28 protein-coding genes are annotated in these 19367 nt (G+C 25.5%); 18 read left to right on the forward strand and 10 right to left on the reverse strand.

Translation table 4 applies throughout. The features are described from left to right. Positions 1-198: 198 nt before the first annotated feature. The 4 genes from ACFEL5_RS01525 to ACFEL5_RS01540 are packed head-to-tail and all read right to left on the reverse strand — an operon-like array spanning position 199 to position 3549. Positions 199-453 carry a hypothetical protein gene (locus ACFEL5_RS01525; RefSeq protein WP_342190143.1) on the reverse strand — a complete coding sequence of 85 codons (255 nt, stop codon included), beginning with the start codon at positions 451-453 and terminating at the stop codon, positions 199-201. A 32-nt stretch (positions 454-485) separates the two neighbouring features. Further along, the gene (locus tag ACFEL5_RS01530; RefSeq protein ID WP_375315746.1) at positions 486-1442 is read right to left on the reverse strand and encodes an L-lactate dehydrogenase; all 957 of its coding nucleotides are present in this window, start codon (positions 1440-1442) and stop codon (positions 486-488) included. A 45-nt stretch (positions 1443-1487) separates the two neighbouring features. Then, positions 1488-2546: a M24 family metallopeptidase gene (locus ACFEL5_RS01535; protein ID WP_338967885.1), complete on the reverse strand. Its 1059-nt coding sequence runs from the start codon at positions 2544-2546 to the stop codon at positions 1488-1490. A gap of 58 nt (positions 2547-2604) precedes the next feature. Next, positions 2605-3549, reverse strand: a complete 945-nt coding sequence (locus ACFEL5_RS01540; RefSeq protein ID WP_338966716.1) for an IS30 family transposase — start codon at positions 3547-3549, stop codon at positions 2605-2607. A 58-nt stretch (positions 3550-3607) separates the two neighbouring features. Between ACFEL5_RS01540 and ACFEL5_RS01545 the strand changes: the two genes are divergently transcribed. The 6 genes from ACFEL5_RS01545 to ACFEL5_RS01570 all read left to right on the forward strand — a co-directional run bounded on the left by ACFEL5_RS01545 (position 3608) and on the right by ACFEL5_RS01570 (position 8077). Further along, positions 3608-3733: a hypothetical protein gene (locus ACFEL5_RS01545; RefSeq protein ID WP_375315541.1), complete on the forward strand. Its 126-nt coding sequence runs from the start codon at positions 3608-3610 to the stop codon at positions 3731-3733. A gap of 295 nt (positions 3734-4028) precedes the next feature. Then, the gene (rpsU, locus tag ACFEL5_RS01550) at positions 4029-4199 is read left to right on the forward strand and encodes a 30S ribosomal protein S21 (RefSeq protein ID WP_338967572.1); all 171 of its coding nucleotides are present in this window, start codon (positions 4029-4031) and stop codon (positions 4197-4199) included. A 75-nt stretch (positions 4200-4274) separates the two neighbouring features. Then, positions 4275-4625: a cysteine peptidase family C39 domain-containing protein gene (locus ACFEL5_RS01555; RefSeq protein ID WP_375315542.1), complete on the forward strand. Its 351-nt coding sequence runs from the start codon at positions 4275-4277 to the stop codon at positions 4623-4625. Positions 4626-4883: 258 nt separating this feature from the next. Continuing rightward, complete coding sequence (locus ACFEL5_RS01560; RefSeq protein WP_375315543.1) at positions 4884-6023, forward strand: ABC transporter transmembrane domain-containing protein; 1140 nt, start codon at positions 4884-4886, stop codon at positions 6021-6023. Positions 6024-6103: 80 nt separating this feature from the next. Next, the gene (locus ACFEL5_RS01565) at positions 6104-7048 is read left to right on the forward strand and encodes an IS30 family transposase (RefSeq protein WP_338966716.1); all 945 of its coding nucleotides are present in this window, start codon (positions 6104-6106) and stop codon (positions 7046-7048) included. An 84-nt stretch (positions 7049-7132) separates the two neighbouring features. Next, positions 7133-8077, forward strand: coding sequence for an IS30 family transposase (locus ACFEL5_RS01570; protein ID WP_338966716.1), 945 nt, complete (start codon positions 7133-7135; stop codon positions 8075-8077). Positions 8078-8089: 12 nt separating this feature from the next. Here ACFEL5_RS01570 and ACFEL5_RS01575 read toward each other — a convergent pair whose 3' ends face one another. The 6 genes from ACFEL5_RS01575 to ACFEL5_RS01600 form a co-directional block, all read right to left on the reverse strand. Then, positions 8090-8530, reverse strand: a complete 441-nt coding sequence (locus ACFEL5_RS01575) for a hypothetical protein (RefSeq protein ID WP_375315544.1) — start codon at positions 8528-8530, stop codon at positions 8090-8092. Between the two features lie 169 nt (positions 8531-8699). Continuing rightward, on the reverse strand, positions 8700-8945 hold the full coding sequence (locus tag ACFEL5_RS01580) for a hypothetical protein (RefSeq protein ID WP_375315545.1): 246 nt from the start codon (positions 8943-8945) through the stop codon (positions 8700-8702). Positions 8946-8955: 10 nt separating this feature from the next. Continuing rightward, positions 8956-9282 (reverse strand): hypothetical protein, encoded by a 327-nt coding sequence (locus ACFEL5_RS01585; RefSeq protein ID WP_375315546.1) that lies wholly within the window; start codon positions 9280-9282, stop codon positions 8956-8958. A gap of 56 nt (positions 9283-9338) precedes the next feature. After that, positions 9339-9554, reverse strand: a complete 216-nt coding sequence (locus ACFEL5_RS01590) for a transposase (protein ID WP_375315393.1) — start codon at positions 9552-9554, stop codon at positions 9339-9341. 130 nt (positions 9555-9684) lie between these two features. Continuing rightward, positions 9685-10086, reverse strand: coding sequence for a UPF0236 family transposase-like protein (locus ACFEL5_RS01595; RefSeq protein WP_375315547.1), 402 nt, complete (start codon positions 10084-10086; stop codon positions 9685-9687). A 114-nt stretch (positions 10087-10200) separates the two neighbouring features. Beyond that, positions 10201-10944 carry an IS30 family transposase gene (locus tag ACFEL5_RS01600; protein ID WP_375315548.1) on the reverse strand — a complete coding sequence of 248 codons (744 nt, stop codon included), beginning with the start codon at positions 10942-10944 and terminating at the stop codon, positions 10201-10203. 264 nt (positions 10945-11208) lie between these two features. Between ACFEL5_RS01600 and ACFEL5_RS01605 the strand changes: the two genes are divergently transcribed. The 12 genes from ACFEL5_RS01605 (at position 11209) to ACFEL5_RS01660 (ending at position 19342) form a co-directional block, all read left to right on the forward strand. Then, entirely contained in the window at positions 11209-12336 is a 1128-nt protein-coding gene (locus tag ACFEL5_RS01605; RefSeq protein WP_375315549.1) for a hypothetical protein, read from the forward strand. A 591-nt stretch (positions 12337-12927) separates the two neighbouring features. Continuing rightward, a complete protein-coding gene (locus tag ACFEL5_RS01610) occupies positions 12928-13254 on the forward strand; it encodes a hypothetical protein (RefSeq protein ID WP_375315265.1) in 327 nt (108 codons plus the stop codon). A gap of 2 nt (positions 13255-13256) precedes the next feature. Further along, positions 13257-13478: a hypothetical protein gene (locus ACFEL5_RS01615; protein WP_342278158.1), complete on the forward strand. Its 222-nt coding sequence runs from the start codon at positions 13257-13259 to the stop codon at positions 13476-13478. A 17-nt stretch (positions 13479-13495) separates the two neighbouring features. Beyond that, positions 13496-13639 (forward strand): hypothetical protein, encoded by a 144-nt coding sequence (locus tag ACFEL5_RS01620; RefSeq protein WP_375315266.1) that lies wholly within the window; start codon positions 13496-13498, stop codon positions 13637-13639. A gap of 282 nt (positions 13640-13921) precedes the next feature. Continuing rightward, complete coding sequence (locus ACFEL5_RS01625) at positions 13922-14158, forward strand: hypothetical protein (RefSeq protein ID WP_342189962.1); 237 nt, start codon at positions 13922-13924, stop codon at positions 14156-14158. A gap of 23 nt (positions 14159-14181) precedes the next feature. Further along, a complete protein-coding gene (locus ACFEL5_RS01630; RefSeq protein WP_375315267.1) occupies positions 14182-15165 on the forward strand; it encodes a hypothetical protein in 984 nt (327 codons plus the stop codon). Positions 15166-15171: 6 nt separating this feature from the next. Continuing rightward, a complete protein-coding gene (locus tag ACFEL5_RS01635; protein WP_342189513.1) occupies positions 15172-15456 on the forward strand; it encodes a hypothetical protein in 285 nt (94 codons plus the stop codon). Positions 15457-15458: 2 nt separating this feature from the next. Further along, entirely contained in the window at positions 15459-15707 is a 249-nt protein-coding gene (locus tag ACFEL5_RS01640; protein ID WP_215826579.1) for a hypothetical protein, read from the forward strand. A 21-nt stretch (positions 15708-15728) separates the two neighbouring features. Beyond that, a complete protein-coding gene (locus ACFEL5_RS01645) occupies positions 15729-16118 on the forward strand; it encodes a hypothetical protein (RefSeq protein WP_375315268.1) in 390 nt (129 codons plus the stop codon). 265 nt (positions 16119-16383) lie between these two features. Next, positions 16384-16803, forward strand: coding sequence for a hypothetical protein (locus tag ACFEL5_RS01650; protein ID WP_375315550.1), 420 nt, complete (start codon positions 16384-16386; stop codon positions 16801-16803). 90 nt (positions 16804-16893) lie between these two features. Next, positions 16894-17838, forward strand: a complete 945-nt coding sequence (locus ACFEL5_RS01655) for an IS30 family transposase (protein WP_375315551.1) — start codon at positions 16894-16896, stop codon at positions 17836-17838. A gap of 55 nt (positions 17839-17893) precedes the next feature. Then, entirely contained in the window at positions 17894-19342 is a 1449-nt protein-coding gene (locus ACFEL5_RS01660) for a hypothetical protein (RefSeq protein ID WP_375315552.1), read from the forward strand. The last annotated feature ends 25 nt before the right edge of the window (positions 19343-19367 follow it).

Below are 19367 nucleotides of genomic sequence, written 5' to 3' on the forward strand. Positions count from 1 at the left end.
ATTTAATTATAAAATATTTCTCAAACTTTCAATAAAAATGATTTTTCTTAACTTCTTTTAAATTTGTTATTTTTGAAATAAAATTAATAAATAGAAAAAACTGTAAAACTTGAAAGTTTTACAGTTTTTATTAAATACTTATTTCAATTAAACTAAATCTCAATTTGCAATCCTTGCAGTCTTATGCTTTTAAAAATTCTATTTATTCTCTCTTCACATATAAACTAAACAATCAGCTGGTTCACCACAAGCACAAGTACCAGCATTTTCTTTATCTTCTTTAAATTCTACTTGCGCATCAAAAAATTCTGAATAACCGGTTTCAATTGATTTATTTGCTAATGGTCCTTTATTAACAGCCATAATAATTGTTTTTCCTTCGCTTAATGCTGATGTAACTAAATCAACATTACCATCAAAGATTTCTACAACATTTTCTAAATTTTTAGGCATTACTATAACTCCTTAAAATTATGTCTTCCTTACTAATTAATAGCTTCAATAGCCACAGTAATAACTTTTCTTAAAGCATCACAAGAACTATTAAATTGTTCTTGTTCTTGTTCACTAATATCCAATTGTACTACTCTTTCAATGCCATTACTTCCTATGACTGCGGGAATACCTGTATAAATATCTTTTTGGTGATATTCACCGTTTAAATAAGCACCAACAGGTAAAATCACTTGTTCATCATTTAAAACTGCTTTAACAATTCTTGCTAAACAAACACCAATTCCATAATGAGTAGCTTTTTTTAATTTAATTATTTCATAAGCTTTTTGAATAACTAATTTATGAATTGATTTTAATGTTTCATTATTAATTAACTGGTTTTTCTTTAAAGTCATTAAATTTTCAGCACCAACAATTGCTTTGGAGTATAATGCAACAGATGAATCACCGTGTTCACCAGCAATATATGCGGTCACCGATGTTGGTGAAATTTTAAAATGTTCTCCTAAAGCAAACATTAATCGTGAAGAATCAAGAATTGTTCCTGATCCAAAAATACGATTTGTAGCAAAACCACTAACTTTTTGAGCAACAAATGTTAATACATCAACAGGATTAGAAGCAATAATTACAATACCGCCAAATCCAGAATTTTTAATTTCTTTCATAATATTACTAATTATTTTAGCATTATCAACTACTAAATCTAGTCTTGTTTCATCAGGTTTTTGCGGACGACCTGCGGTAACAACAATAATATCAGCATCTTTACAATCAAGATACGAACCGTTTGTTACTTTATGAAAGGGTCTTTCTTGTCATGCTAAAGTATCTTCAAAGTCTAATCTATTACCGTGGGCAACATCTTGAAAAGCATCAATTAAAACATATTCTGATGCTAAACCAGTATTAATGCAAGAATACAAGAATGATGAGCCTACTGCTCCACAACCAACTAAAACTATTTTTCTTCTATTATTCAATATTACCTACCTCCTATTAAGTTTATTTTATCATTTTTTTAACATAAATTATTTTACAAATATTAAATCTCTTGAAGACTTAGTTAATATTTCATAACCTTTCTTAGTTACTAAAATATCATCTTCAATTCTAACACCACCTAATTGAGGAATATAAATTCCTGGTTCAACAGTAATTACCATTCCTACTTCTAAAATAATATCCGAATTATTGGTTATATATGGATATTCATGAACTTCAATGCCTAAACCATGACCAGTACTATGAGTAAAATATTTACCATAACCTTTTTTAGTAATATATTCACGACATATTTTGTCAATTGTACCTGATGATATTCCAGGAGCAATCGCCTTAATTCCTAAATCTTGAGCTTCTAAAACAATCTTATAAATATCTTCCAATTTTTTATCTAGTTTATTACCAATAACAAAAGTTCTTGTCATATCAGAACACAATCCTTGATAAATAACACCAAAATCACAAGTGATAATTTCATTATTATTTATTACTTTATTAGTAGCCCTACCGTGGGGTAACGATGAACGAACGCCTGATGCTACAATGCAATCAAAACTCGGTTTTTCACCACCAAATTTAAGGAAATTATCAATAATAATTCTTTCTAATCGCTTTTCAGTCATATTAGGCTTTACTTTTTTAATAATTGCTTTAAATGTTTTATCACCGATCTTAGCAGCCTGTTTTAATTTTTTAATTTCATCCTTAGTTTTAATCATACGGATTTTATTTACTAATACAGCTTTTAATGAAACCGCTAATTTTTCACTTCAAGTTGTAAATAAAGCATATGAAGTATATTCGCTTTCAAAGCCTAATGTTATAATGTTATATTTCTTAATTAATTCATTTAATTGTTCATAAATATTTTCCATTAAAATAATGTTATCAATATTTTTTGCTTGCATTTTTCCATCTTCAATATATCGTCCATCTAAAATTAAAAACGACTTTTCTTTAGTAACTAATAAATATCCTGCTGTTGAAGAAAATGTTGTATATCACAAACGATTATAATCAGATGTAATTAATAAAGCATCAACTTTTTGTTCTTTTAATAGTTTTTTAACAATTTTATGTTGCATAATATTTATCCTTTCGTATTAATAAATTAAATATGCCAAATTGTAAAGTTAAGTGCAACTAAATTATTTTTCTAACCAAATATTCGATTGGCGAAAGATAATTTAGTATTTTTCTTGGTCTTTGGTTTAAAGACAATATAAATTTATGAACTGCATTTTTAGTAGTGTTTGAAAAATTAAATTTTTTAGGAAATTTTTCTCTAATTAAACCATTAGTATTTTCATTAGTACCTCTTTGTCAAGGTGAATATGCATCAGCAAAATAAATTTTCACATTTAAATTTTTTTCAAGTTGTTGTCAATTAGCAAATTCTTTACCCCTATCAAATGTTATAGTCTTAACAAGATTATTTGGAAGAATTGATAAATAATGACTAATATTTTTGTTAATAACTTTAGTAGTTCTATTTTCAACTAATATTGCTAAAGTAAATCTTGATGTTCTTTCAACTAAAGTTATTAAACATGATTTACTTTTACCTCGTGATGATACTACAGTATCACCTTCTCAATGGCCAAGAGTTATGCGATTATTAACATTTCGTTCTTTAATGGATTTACCATTAAATTTACCCCGATTTTCTTGAGATTTTCGTTTCTTACCTTTTCTTCTTAAATTTTTACTAGTAACCTTTTCAAGTAATCCAGAATAAATTCAATTGTAAATTGTTTTAAAACTAATAATTCATTCTTGATGAAAATTTTTAATTCTGCCATAAATTTGTTCAGGCGATCAACCTAATAATAATTTTTGTTGTACATATTTTACTAATTCTCTATTTTTAAATTTATGAAAATAAACATGTAATTGTTTTCTATTTTCTGCTTTATTTTGTGCAATTAATGAAAAATAATGATTATTATCTTTATTTCTATTAACTTCTCGATTAATAGTACTAATACTTCGATTAAGATTTTTAGCTATTTCACTAATTTTTACTTTAAATTTCAATTGATTCTCAATATAAATTCTTTCATCTATGCCAAGATGTTTGTATCCCATATAAAAACTCCTTAAATTTACTTTTTCTAAAATAAACTTAGCATCATGAAATTTTTATATGAAATCTTTTGCAATTTTATTTACTTGCACTTACAAGTATAATTCAGCATATAATAATAAAAATGATGATAGTTGAATTAGTAAAGGTAATATTGTAAATTCACAAATAAATAAATACATTTAAGTAAGTAAAAATATTAGTTAAAATTTAATAATTTTTTATTGTGTAAAAATTCAATAATATGATAAAATGGTAATGAATAAAAATGACAATAACAAGAAAGGTAGGGTTAGTTTAGTAATTAAATAATATAATTAGCTGATTGTTTTACTTCTTCAAAGCAATACCTAAGAAAACTAAACGCGACCCCTATTTATTAAATCATTTGCATTTTATAGCAAAAAAAATTATAATTATAGGGTCTAGCTATAAAATATTCATATGTAAAAAAATATAGGAAAATGGAGTTGAAAATTAAATGGCCACAGTTGTTGTAAAAAAGGATGGAGAAGATATTGATCAAGCTTTACGCAGATTTAAAAAAGCTGCTTCTCCAATTAAAAGAGAATTAGAAAAGCGTAAACACTTCCTTTCTCCCAGAGAAAAACGTTTATTTAAACAAGCACAAAATCGTAAATTTTCTCGTTAATAATTAACGAGATTTTTTTATGTTTTACAAGGAAAAAAATATTAGATAAGTAAAAGTAGTAATGGGGATTAAATGTTGTATCCATTAATATGACAAGAGCAAAAAAATGATTGTGCTGTTGCTTGTTTAGCAATGTTAATTAAGTATTATCACAAGCAACGAATTTCATTAGAAACTTTAAAACAAGAAGCATCATTTCAATGAGAATATTGAAGTATTAAAACATTGAAAGCGGTAGCCTATTCACAGGGAGTATTATTAACACCATATCATTGTAATTTTGAGCAACTTCAAAAGTTATCGTTAAAAACGCCTTGAATTTTATATGTTAATAATGACAATGGTGAAGCTCATTTTATTGTTGTTTATAAAAAACATCGAAAAAAATTTTTAATTGCTGATCCTAGCAAGGAAAAATTACAATAGACTTGGTACATAACTATAACATTTTATGCCGACTAAACTATAAAATTCATTTTTATCTTTGTATTTATCTAACATTTGTATTTCATCTAAAAAATAATTATCAAAATAGTAGATAAAATTAAAGGTTATGTACCAAGTCTTTTGTATTTATCTAACATTTGTATTTCATCTAAAAAATAATTATCAAAATAGTAGATAAAATTAAAGGTTATGTACCAAGTCTAATGAGTAACAAATGAATATTTACAAAATATTTATTTGGATACTTTAATTATTAGTGCTAAAACAATAATTCTTGCTAGTAAACAAAAAAATATGTTATCTTGTTCATTATTTTATTTATTGCAACCATATTTAATGATAATTTTAGGGCTATTGATTATTAATTTATTATTAACGGTAATTAATTTTTTAGCAAATATGTTAGTAAAAGTATTTATTGATAGTCATCATCTTTTTATTTTAAATAGTATTTGATTAAAGATTTTATTAGGTTTTATAATTATTATTTTAATGAAAATGATTGTTAGTTTTTGTCAACAAAAAATAATTTTAATGTTAACTCATAATTTTATTACTAGTATGACACATCGATATTATTTTGCTATTAGTGAAAGTAATTTTATAATAATGGAACAATATCAAGATAGTGATTGATTGCAAAGAGTTGAGGATTTAACTATTGTTTGTAGTTTATTAACAACAAAGTTATTACAAGGTATTCATATTTTTGTTATGGCAATTATTAGTACTATATTGTTATTTTTTATTCATTGATGATTTTTACTAGCGATTGGATTGCAGTCATTAATTTTGTTATGTATTAATTTGTTATTTCATAATTTTTGTTATCATCAACAAATTAAACAAAAACAAGAAACGATTTTTCATTATCAACAATATTTACAACTAATTCAATCAGCAACGCAAAGAATAGGTTGTGATGTTAATGATGTTGTTTTATTTAAAATTCAACAAAGTTATGACCAATTACAAAAAACTAGTATTAGTTTATCTAATGCTGAAGTTAAAGTTAATCACTATGAACAGTTGATTATTAGTCTTTGTAATTTATTAATATTGTATTTAGCAAGTAAGTTACTTGCTAGCAATATGATATCTTTAGGACAAATAATATTTGCTAGTTCATTAACAGGCTATGTAACAAACTTTTTTCAAGAAATTGGTCAGCTAATTATTACGAGAAAAAAACTGAAGCAAGCGATTAATCGTGTAAAACCCCTGTTATTTTTTAAAAAGGAAATTAAGCATAATTCTTTGTGCGAAACAACTATTTCAACAATCTCATTGCAAAATGTGTCGTTTAAATATTGTGATCAAATTATTTTTCAAAAAATTAATTATCAATTGCTGAATTATACTTGTAAGTGCAAGTAAATAAAATTGCAAAAGATTTCATATAAAAATTTCATGATGCTAAGTTTATTTTAGAAAAAGTAAATTTAAGGAGTTTTTATATGGGATACAAACATCTTGGCATAGATGAAAGAATTTATATTGAGAATCAATTGAAATTTAAAGTAAAAATTAGTGAAATAGCTAAAAATCTTAATCGAAGTATTAGTACTATTAATCGAGAAGTTAATAGAAATAAAGATAATAATCATTATTTTTCATTAATTGCACAAAATAAAGCAGAAAATAGAAAACAATTACATGTTTATTTTCATAAATTTAAAAATAGAGAATTAGTAAAATATGTACAACAAAAATTATTATTAGGTTGATCGCCTGAACAAATTTATGGCAGAATTAAAAATTTTCATCAAGAATGAATTATTAGTTTTAAAACAATTTACAATTGAATTTATTCTGGATTACTTGAAAAGGTTACTAGTAAAAATTTAAGAAGAAAAGGTAAGAAACGAAAATCTCAAGAAAATCGGGGTAAATTTAATGGTAAATCCATTAAAGAACGAAATGTTAATAATCGCATAACTCTTGGCCATTGAGAAGGTGATACTGTAGTATCATCACGAGGTAAAAGTAAATCATGTTTAATAACTTTAGTTGAAAGAACATCAAGATTTACTTTAGCAATATTAGTTGAAAATAGAACTACTAAAGTTATTAACAAAAATATTAGTCATTATTTATCAATTCTTCCAAATAATCTTGTTAAGACTATAACATTTGATAGGGGTAAAGAATTTGCTAATTGACAACAACTTGAAAAAAATTTAAATGTGAAAATTTATTTTGCTGATGCATATTCACCTTGACAAAGAGGTACTAATGAAAATACTAATGGTTTAATTAGAGAAAAATTTCCTAAAAAATTTAATTTTTCAAACACTACTAAAAATGCAGTTCATAAATTTATATTGTCTTTAAACCAAAGACCAAGAAAAATACTAAATTATCTTTCGCCAATCGAATATTTGGTTAGAAAAATAATTTAGTTGCACTTAACTTTACAATTTGGCATATAAAAATTTCATGATGCTAAGTTTATTTTAGAAAAAGTAAATTTAAGGAGTTTTTATATGGGATACAAACATCTTGGCATAGATGAAAGAATTTATATTGAGAATCAATTGAAATTTAAAGTAAAAATTAGTGAAATAGCTAAAAATCTTAATCGAAGTATTAGTACTATTAATCGAGAAGTTAATAGAAATAAAGATAATAATCATTATTTTTCATTAATTGCACAAAATAAAGCAGAAAATAGAAAACAATTACATGTTTATTTTCATAAATTTAAAAATAGAGAATTAGTAAAATATGTACAACAAAAATTATTATTAGGTTGATCGCCTGAACAAATTTATGGCAGAATTAAAAATTTTCATCAAGAATGAATTATTAGTTTTAAAACAATTTACAATTGAATTTATTCTGGATTACTTGAAAAGGTTACTAGTAAAAATTTAAGAAGAAAAGGTAAGAAACGAAAATCTCAAGAAAATCGGGGTAAATTTAATGGTAAATCCATTAAAGAACGAAATGTTAATAATCGCATAACTCTTGGCCATTGAGAAGGTGATACTGTAGTATCATCACGAGGTAAAAGTAAATCATGTTTAATAACTTTAGTTGAAAGAACATCAAGATTTACTTTAGCAATATTAGTTGAAAATAGAACTACTAAAGTTATTAACAAAAATATTAGTCATTATTTATCAATTCTTCCAAATAATCTTGTTAAGACTATAACATTTGATAGGGGTAAAGAATTTGCTAATTGACAACAACTTGAAAAAAATTTAAATGTGAAAATTTATTTTGCTGATGCATATTCACCTTGACAAAGAGGTACTAATGAAAATACTAATGGTTTAATTAGAGAAAAATTTCCTAAAAAATTTAATTTTTCAAACACTACTAAAAATGCAGTTCATAAATTTATATTGTCTTTAAACCAAAGACCAAGAAAAATACTAAATTATCTTTCGCCAATCGAATATTTGGTTAGAAAAATAATTTAGTTGCACTTAACTTTACAATTTGGCATTAACTAAACTATCAACAACATAAGCATTACTTGAATATGTAGCATTATTACGATAAAAATTATTAATTTTATCATAAACATTGGATTTTTCTTTAACCAATAAAATAAGGCTAGGATTCGGAAAATAACCACCTCCAACATTTCTTGGAATATCATACGGAATATTTAAACCCTCAATCTTAACTTGTAAAAGATTAGAATTAAAATTATTTTGAAAATAAGGATTATAAATAAAAGCACTCTGTTTAATACGAGCAAATTCTAATTCACAACTATTACCACATTGACTAGAATTTGTAGCTCGTTTTTCTCGCTTCATAAAGAATTGTTCCATATTAGGTTTTGGTGGTTTTTTTGTATCAAAGAAGGCACCTAGAGGAACTAAACCAATAAAAGCGATAATTAACCACGACATAAATTTATACATATTTATTTGTCCTTTCTTCTATAGACTTGGTACATAACTATAACATTTTATGCCGACTAAACTATAAAATTCATTTTTATCTTTGTATTTATCTAACATTTGTATTTCATCTAAAAAATAATTATCAAAATAGTAGATAAAATTAAAGGTTATGTACCAAGTCTTATGTTTAACTTCTTAAAATAAAGTATATTGTTGATAAAATACAAATCGTTCCTAAAATTTGGAAAATCGGATGTTGAGAAAATAACCTTATCATTGGTTTAAAGAGTTCTAAAATTTTAATATTACTTGATAGAACTTTATTAAAATATTCTAAACCCTCACGCACATAGGCCCATAAACATAAAAAGTCGTTTAAAGCAAAAATAGAAAAAACAGCAACAAGAATAAATAATATTATCAATTTAAACATTTTCTAAAACCTACCTTTTTATTCGCCGTCCGTGTTGGTTAACTCACGGTCTGTTTTTAGGATTATTACCACTAAATTTCTTAATTGGACCGCTAGATGATTTTTTCTTAACTCCTCAATTAGCAACTGATTTTCGATATTTTTTAAGAAAACCAACTTTTGGTCGTTCAATATGAATTCCTAAAATGCCCCCAATTACAAGATTTATCACAAGCATAATTAGCGGAAAAATAATAATGCGAATATCTGTTCCAGGAATGGTTAAAGTTCAAATTAAATCAAAAACTTTATAAAACATATCGCCAATCAAACTAGCCATTTTTTCTAAGTTTTCCATTTTTTAAACTCCTTTACTTATTTTTTTTATTGGCCAAATTGTAAAGTTAAGTGCAACTAAATTATTTTTCTAACCAAATATTCGATTGGCGAAAGATAATTTAGTATTTTTCTTGGTCTTTGGTTTAAAGACAATATAAATTTATGAACTGCATTTTTAGTAGTGTTTGAAAAATTAAATTTTTTAGGAAATTTTTCTCTAATTAAACCATTAGTATTTTCATTAGTACCTCTTTGTCAAGGTGAATATGCATCAGCAAAATAAATTTTCACATTAGACTTGGTACATAACCTTTAATTTTATCTACTATTTTGATAATTATTTTTTAGATGAAATACAAATGTTAGATAAATACAAAGATAAAAATGAATTTTATAGTTTAGTCGGCATAAAATGTTATAGTTATGTACCAAGTCTTTTATGTCCGGTGTGAAAAGTAACTAAACGAATTCTTTGGTCTTGTTTAACTTTATGGTCTAATGTCGCTAAAAATGTCTCATCTAGTTGAATATATAAATCCTTACTTTTGACATCAATTCTATTTTTAGTTTCTTTTTCTGCTAGTTGAAAATATTCGGCAATATCGTATTTATTTAAAATATTTGAAATACTAGCTTTTGAAATATAACAATGATTTAGAGCGTCTAAAACATCGCGATACCGCTTACCATCACCCAGAAGACTTAAAACTTTAAATTGGACATCAAAATAAATGCGTTGTTTGGGTAATAGACCAATTTCTTTGTCTAACAAACATACATATTCAAATTTACCTGATTTTTTATTTCAATAGACTTGGTACATAACTATAACATTTTATGCCGACTAAACTATAAAATTCATTTTTATCTTTGTATTTATCTAACATTTGTATTTCATCTAAAAAATAATTATCAAAATAGTAGATAAAATTAAAGGTTATGTACCAAGTCTATTTAAATTTTTTTCAAGTTGTTGTCAATTAGCAAATTCTTTACCCCTATCAAATGTTATAGTCTTAACAAGATTATTTGGAAGAATTGATAAATAATGACTAATATTTTTGTTAATAACTTTAGTAGTTCTATTTTCAACTAATATTGCTAAAGTAAATCTTGATGTTCTTTCAACTAAAGTTATTAAACATGATTTACTTTTACCTCGTGATGATACTACAGTATCACCTTCTCAATGGCCAAGAGTTATGCGATTATTAACATTTCGTTCTTTAATGGATTTACCATTAAATTTACCCCGATTTTCTTGAGATTTTCGTTTCTTACCTTTTCTTCTTAAATTTTTACTAGTAACCTTTTCAAGTAATCCAGAATAAATTCAATTGTAAATTGTTTTAAAACTAATAATTCATTCTTGATGAAAATTTTTAATTCTGCCATAAATTTGTTCAGGCGATCAACCTAATAATAATTTTTGTTGTACATATTTTACTAATTCTCTATTTTTAAATTTATGAAAATAAACATGTAATTGTTTTCTATTTTCTGCTTTATTTTGTGCAATTAATGAAAAATAATGATTATTATCTTTATTTCTATTAACTTCTCGATTAATAGTACTAATACTTCGATTAAGATTTTTAGCTATTTCACTAATTTTTACTTTAAATTTCAATTGATTCTCAATATAAATTCTTTCATCTATGCCAAGATGTTTGTATCCCATATAAAAACTCCTTAAATTTACTTTTTCTAAAATAAACTTAGCATCATGAAATTTTTATATGAAATCTTTTGCAATTTTATTTACTTGCACTTACAAGTATAATTCAGCATATATAATTGATTTATTCATTGGAAAGGAGTATTAATAAGATGTTTTAAAAATTATTAATATTTTAGATAATTCTTTATACTAACAAGTTATAATAATGTAGTTATTAGTTTAGAAATAACTAAAAGACAAAAATAAAAGGAAGGTTAATCGTCGATGATAAAATCAAATAAAAATATGTTAAAAATACTAGTTGCGTTAGCATTTACAATGTCACCAGTTTTTGCTGTTGCTGCTTGTAATCCTAGTACTAAAGATGACCAAGCAAAATTAAAAATAGGAGACTTAAATAAATTAAGGATTATAGCCCCTGAAATTGAAGCTTTTAATAATGTTAAAGACAAAACTGCTGTAACAACAGACGAAATTACTACTGTTGTGAATACAATTGTTAAAACTGCCATTGATCAAATTGTTACTAAAACTAATTTAAAAATTGACTATCGTATTAACATTGAAAAAGATTTAAAAACAATTACGGGTACTTATGATTTGACAAGCAAAACTGCTCTTGATAGAACTTTTGATATTACAGTTATTAAAACTCAAACTGCAAAATTAAAAGGAATACATAAATCACAAAGTATTGTGTTTCCGGAATTAAAAGGAGCAGAAGAAGTTGTTATCAAAGCAGATTTAAGCACCTTAACAGATATTGATTCTCCAATAACTGTTGAAGCCACTGAAAGTACTAATACAAGTGCTGATATGATTAAAACTGCTGTTAAAGAAGAAGTTTTAAAATTAGTTAAAAATTTAACAAATGGAAATAATGTTGAAGCCACTGATTTAGATATTACTGTGAAAAAAGGTAATAATAATTTAACTGGCGATTCAATTGATTTAAAAGATGGTCTTACTTTAAATGTAGAAGTTAAAGCAAAAGATGCTGGTAAAACAAAACTTGAAGGTGAAAAAACTATTACTGTAAAAATTGCTAAAATTACACCAGTAGTGGTAAAAGCAGATTTAAGCACCTTAACAAATATTGATTCTGCAATAACTGTTGAAGCCACTGAAAGTACTAATACAAGTGCTGATATGATTAAAACTGCTGTTAAAGAAGAAGTTTTAAAATTAGTTAAAAATTTAACAAATGGAAATAATGTTGAAGCCACTGATTTAGATATTACTGTGAAAAAAAATGGTACAGATAACTTAGATGCTACAACTAGTTTAGCAACGGAAATTACTGTAAGTGTAACAGTTAAAGCAAGTAAAGCTGGTCAAGCAAAACTTAAAGGTGAAAAAACTATTACTGTAAAAATTGCTCAATTAATTTAATTTATTAAATAAAATTAATGTGGATATAAAATTTAATTAGGGAAAGGACATAATGTTCTTTCTTTTTATTTTGTAAATATTGGGCGCATAAAGTTTTGTTAGGTGGGAAAAGATTTGAATAAGTATTAAGACAGTCAGCAATGATTGTCTTTTTATTTTATAAGATGTTAAAAATTTGTTCTTTGAAAATTAAATACAAGTGAGTTAATAATGTTGGTATGTATTAAAAAAGCACGATAAATTGTGGGTGGTCGCCATAACCGAAAGAAGTTTACCAGTTAATAGATAACATCCTATTAGCTATAGCAATTTGTTTCGTTTTGCAATAAAAAAATGAATGGGTGGATTTCCTAAAAATATACACGCTATTAAATTAGTTCCAAGGGTAGGATGCGGATGTTAAAGTGTAGAAATTTCTATATAGGGGATATACTAAGTTTAAAATTATTAAAATCTTTATCTAATTAAAAAATAAAATTTAATAACAAAGCTTGTTAAACACTTAAATCTGCGATATATAAGTGTTTAAAAAACTAAGTTATATTAACTAAGTTAATTAACTTAGTTTATTCATAAGAAAGGTAATTTACTATGAAAAACATTGAAAACATTTTCTTAAATACTAAGAAGTATCTTTTAAAAGAAACGCAAAACGCAATGCTTATTAAAGCGCCAAAAATTCCATGATTTAATAAACAAATCGGCATTTGGTTTCCAAAGCGATTTGTTTATAAAGGAAAATACGAAAATTCAATTTGCATTGGAATAATAAAAGATAGTAAATATCAAGTAATTTCAATTAATCAACAAGAGCAAGAAACGAAGTTAATTAAAGGCCAAGATTTATTAGGCTTCTTCATTGCCGAAAAAGAAAATAACAAAAAAGATATGAATTATAACTATTTTAAAGGAGTTTAAAAATGAATATTGCAATTGGACTAATATTTATTATTATCAGCATAATGCTATCGGCATATTTTGCTTATAAAATTTATGCCAAAATAAAAATGCGAATTAAATATAAAAATGCCATTAAAAATAATACTGGTAATTTCACAAAAGACGAGAAAGTATTTATTGCTCGCTTTGAAGAATGAGTTAAAGCTCCTAATTCAAAAGAAAATAACGAGCACAAAAAATAATGTTTTGAGAAATTATTATGGAGTTCTTAAAACTGTTTGTTCCGATAGAAAAAATGCCTGCACAAGTTGCATTTATTGCCGGATTAATTATTATCATTACTTTTATTTTCGCCTTAATTTCAATTATGTATTTACCAATAAAAATGATTTTTGGGAAATAAAAAATGACAATAAACTTAAAAGAATTTAATTGAGAACAAATTAAACAAACTTTCTGAGATTTATTCATTCAAATCACAACTATCCCGGCTCATATTAGTGGTGGTAAAGAAATTGATTTAACCAAAGAAACACTTTGAATTTTAATAGCAAACATTGCTTTTTGATTCTTAACAGCAATTATGGTGTGATTTATTCTAATGCTACTTTGGAAAACCATATCAGTATTTAGATAAAAGCGAAATTAATTTCAAGAAGTTACATTAAAGAAAGGGGGTGATTATATGTTTACAACTTTCTTAGCTGAGGCACCAGCAAAAATAACAGCTAGCGATGCGATGACTAAATTGTGAAATGCAATTATAACAGCATTTACTAAAATGTGAGAAATTATTGCCGTTAATATGCCACAAGTCGGTAACTTCTTTGCTGACTACTGAATCTTCATTTTTCCATTTATTTTGGCAATATTCTTTATTTGTTTTAAAATGTTTGAAAAATTACTTGGCGCAGTCCGCTAACAAAAAATAAAGTGAGGTGCAAGATGAAATTTTGCAAATGAATAATAGAAAAAAATAACCATTTTATTGAATTGAATCGCACCTCATTTTTAATTTTATGACATTGAGGAGCAATTTGATACATTTACAACGGTTATTTCAAAAACATTGTGAGCTATTTATTTTTAGCCGGTTGTATTTTAGTTTTCCTTTTTAAAATCGGTAATTTCACACAAATTAACAAAGTGATTAACTTCTTAAAAAACTCACCATTAAATATTGTGATTGGTTCGTTAGGAACTGGAAAAACCGCCTTTCTAGTATATGCAGCAAAATTACTAAAAAAGAAGAAATATCACATCGCATCAACTTTCCCATTACTAGAAACCCAAAAATTAAGCTTAGGGCATATGGGATTATTAGACTTTGATTATCCGGTATTGCCAGACAAAACCTTACTGTTGTGAGATGAAACCAATTTATTTTTAGAAGGAACCGATTGAGAAAAAAATAATACCAAAAACGAAGAAACTGGTATTCAAGAGTATTTCGCTCTTGCACGCCATTTCGGTCATATTGTTCTCGCTAGTGGTCAAAGAGATAAACATATTTGAGTTAAAGTTCGTGATATTGCCAACAATGTGATTGTGGGAATTCGCAAAAAACCAGTTAATATTTTTCGCCCCTACTTAAAAGTCATTTATGGCACCTTTACGAGCATTGAAGAATATGAACGCTGACGAAACACCTTAATTGATGCTAAAAATAATAAAAAGGGTCGTCGCATTAAATATCGCGATATTCCTGAACTTGATATTTATTTTTTTAAACTAAAAATTCCTTTACCAATACTTAACACTTACAATTCTTTTTACCTAGCGTTTTTAAGAGATTACTTAAATTCAAAAGTGAATCCTGACTATGAAGATAAATACTATAATGACACATCAATTGATTTAGAAGACTTAGAATACTTAAAAATGGATAAATTTAGCAAATTTTTAAGAAAAATGAAAGAAAAGGAATAATGAAAAATGGAAAATCTCGCAAAAATGGCCGACTTTCTCGCTCAAATGCTTTATAAAGTTTTTGACTTAATTTGAAGTTTAGAAGTACCAGGAACAAATATTCAACTAATATTTCCTTTATTCTTAACGCTGGCTGTAGAATTTCTTATGGCAATTATTCTTGGATTTGGTAGTCAACAAGTTAATTTAGAAAAACAACGCCAATATGCGGTTAAAAATAGTGGCCGTTTAAGTGCATGAGGAAAAGTCAAAAAACAAATAAAACCAATAAAAACAAAACAAGGTAACTAACAATGTTTAAACTAATTATTATTTTTATCTTAATAACTGTTCTTGGATTATTAGCTGGTAGTCATTTTGAAACTTTAACAAACTACATTAGCGAAGGTCTTGCCAATTTCCAAAAGTTTATTACTAGTAATTTAACAATTTTAGAACTATTTAAACCAATGGCACGAACATTTTCACAACATCCAATCTTTACCATTCTTGGCGTTACTTGTGTACTTATTGCTTTATTTATTGTGATTAAAGGACGATAAAAATATGAAAGGAGAATTAAAATGAAAAAATTTTTAGCAAAATTATTTAAAAAAGATAATTTAAAAGAAAAAATGTCATTAAAATTAAGAATTAAAAATTGATTTAAAAATCATTGGTTAAAAATATTGCTTAGCATTATTTTTATCTTTATAAACTTAATACTTTGAGCTTTAACTTTATTGGATACTAAGTGAGTAATGGGAACAAATGACGAATTTATTGATTTTATTGAAAAAGATATGTATAAGTTTTTTGGTTTAAATACCGCAATTATGTTGCTTGGATTATTTGTTTATTGATTTGGTAGTGCAATATTTATTGCTTTTCAAGTTGAAAAATTAGTTTGACTTATTGTTAAGAAAATTAAGGAAAAAAGAGCTTTGAAAAATGAAACTAAACAAACTCATTAATTTTTTAAAAAGATATTGATGAATAATACTTAATTACATTATATTCATATCTTTAAGTATAGTTTTATTGTTACATACAGATATTGAAAATTTGCAACAATTTATTAAAAATTTTGGAGCAATTGGTAAGTTAATGATTATAGGTTATTCCTTAGTATGAGTAACCATAACAGAAATAGTAAACTGCTTAATTCGTTTTATGTTAAAAAATATTAAAACTAAAAGAATAATGAAAAATAAAATATTTTAAAAAGGAGTGATAAAAATGTTTATGAAAATATTTACCGTGCTAACTATTGGTTTCAATAACATTTTTACCATTCCACAAAACATTAATAATGACAAAGCAACAGCACAATCACTAATTAGAAGTAAAAGGCAAAATAATGAATCATACGAATTAAACTTAAAAAAATCAAAATTAACACTTAAATCATCAAAAGATGACAACAGCAAGTGAAATCAAAAATGAGAAATAAAAGTTAATGTAGAAAATGAATTTATGCCCAAAAACTTGCCTCCACGAATGAAACTTAATGGTTGAGAATTTTATGTTGACAAAAATGACAAGATTACACTACCAATATTAAAATCATTAGAATATGATTTAAATTGAGAAAAAAACAGTGAACCAAGATATTGAGAAAATAAAGATTTTTTATCATATGCTGAATTATACTTGTAAGTGCAAGTAAATAAAATTGCAAAAGATTTCATATAAAAATTTCATGATGCTAAGTTTATTTTAGAAAAAGTAAATTTAAGGAGTTTTTATATGGGATACAAACATCTTGGCATAGATGAAAGAATTTATATTGAGAATCAATTGAAATTTAAAGTAAAAATTAGTGAAATAGCTAAAAATCTTAATCGAAGTATTAGTACTATTAATCGAGAAGTTAATAGAAATAAAGATAATAATCATTATTTTTCATTAATTGCACAAAATAAAGCAGAAAATAGAAAACAATTACATGTTTATTTTCATAAATTTAAAAATAGAGAATTAGTAAAATATGTACAACAAAAATTATTATTAGGTTGATCGCCTGAACAAATTTATGGCAGAATTAAAAATTTTCATCAAGAATGAATTATTAGTTTTAAAACAATTTACAATTGAATTTATTCTGGATTACTTGAAAAGGTTACTAGTAAAAATTTAAGAAGAAAAGGTAAGAAACGAAAATCTCAAGAAAATCGGGGTAAATTTAATGGTAAATCCATTAAAGAACGAAATGTTAATAATCGCATAACTCTTGGCCATTGAGAAGGTGATACTGTAGTATCATCACGAGGTAAAAGTAAATCATGTTTAATAACTTTAGTTGAAAGAACATCAAGATTTACTTTAGCAATATTAGTTGAAAATAGAACTACTAAAGTTATTAACAAAAATATTAGTCATTATTTATCAATTCTTCCAAATAATCTTGTTAAGACTATAACATTTGATAGGGGTAAAGAATTTGCTAATTGACAACAACTTGAAAAAAATTTAAATGTGAAAATTTATTTTGCTGATGCATATTCACCTTGACAAAGAGGTACTAATGAAAATACTAATGGTTTAATTAGAGAAAAATTTCCTAAAAAATTTAATTTTTCAAACACTACTAAAAATGCAGTTTATAAATTTATATTGTCTTTAAACCAAAGACCAAGAAAAATACTAAATTATCTTTCGCCAATCGAATATTTGGTTAGAAAAATAATTTAGTTGCACTTAACTTTACAATTTAGCATATCAAAATAAAAAATTAAAAAACATAAAAATGAAAGTACAAGAATGAGATAAAAATGAAAGATATGTCAAATGAAAAATATTAGAATTTGACGCACAATCAGAAATTAAACCCTCGACTGATATTGATTTGCCAGAAAAAACCACCAAATTTGATGGCAACCATAACTATAACGATGTTCTTGATAATCTTGATTACTTAATGATTCACCGTGGTGATTTTGATAAATTTAATTACTCGTATCTCTATTGAACGCCCGTATTTAATTTCATTGACACTCTAGAAAAAGGTTATTACAAAGAATTTACGATTAAAAATCACGGCTTTAAAGACGAGAGCTATTTTTATCATAAAACTTCTAGTGATAAAAATGTAGTAAATGAGAATGTTTTGAAAATTAAGGCATTTAACAAAACTCTAATTGCCGGAAATAAGTATTTACAATTGCTACACGGTGAAACCGAAATCTGAAAATATAACACTGTAAATACTAACGATTATTATTTAATTAAGTATCTCTTTGGTACCTTAAATTACCTCAATGTTAGATTTAGTTTTCTGCGCTATGACCCCAATTTAAAAAATGATATTTACCTATATTTTAAAAACAACATTCCTAGTATTAACAACAGCGATTACAAAAATGTTTTTGATGAAATCTATGAAATTCTTGGCAATTTCTTTGCTAGTTTATTTTATGCGACTTTTGATATGGACGAAAAAACTCATACCGAAATTGATTTTAAGGGTGTAGAAAACTATAAGAAGGATTACTTTATTCAAATCGGTTTCTTTTATCGTTCATTAATTACCTTTTATCCCAAAAAATACTTAGTAAATATTATAGGAAACTCAGAATTATTACTAAGAAGTTATTTCTTTACTTTTGACAAAAAAATGCACCAAGAGAATTACAATGTTATTAACAACACTAATGGCATTTATCAAATTGATTTTAATGTCCTTAAATCTTACGACAATAAACTGATTACCTTGCCAACCAGCAAGACTGCTAATAGTATTAATTATCTCAATACCGATATTGATATTCGTTATGGTATTAATATTTTTACCCTAACCTTTCCTCTTTATCACAAAGGTAATATCTCTAATTACAATTTTAAAATTTATGACTTTAATGTCTTAAATTCCACAGCCTTTATTCCTGATGGTTCCACCAACTCAGAATGAGATGACTTAATCCCGCCAGCAAATTGCAAATATTCAGGGCGATGAATACCCACATTTAATGATATTGGTTGTGCCATTCAAAATGCTAGTATTAAAATGCTAAACTGAATGCTGACAGCGTCACAAATCATTACAATTTTGCGACCATTAGCAATTATTGCAAAAGCAACAGTTAACTTTTCAACCGCCATTTTTCCAGTTTTTAAAACGGTGCCAGCTTTTTACTATACCTTTCAATTTTTAATCGGTTTTGCCATTTTTCTAATGATATTAAGAATTTTTGTATAATTATTATATATATATATATATATTA

The sequence above is a fragment of the Spiroplasma endosymbiont of Tipula paludosa genome (assembly GCF_964264785.1).
Classification (GTDB): domain Bacteria; phylum Bacillota_I; class Bacilli_A; order Mycoplasmatales; family Nriv7; genus Nriv7.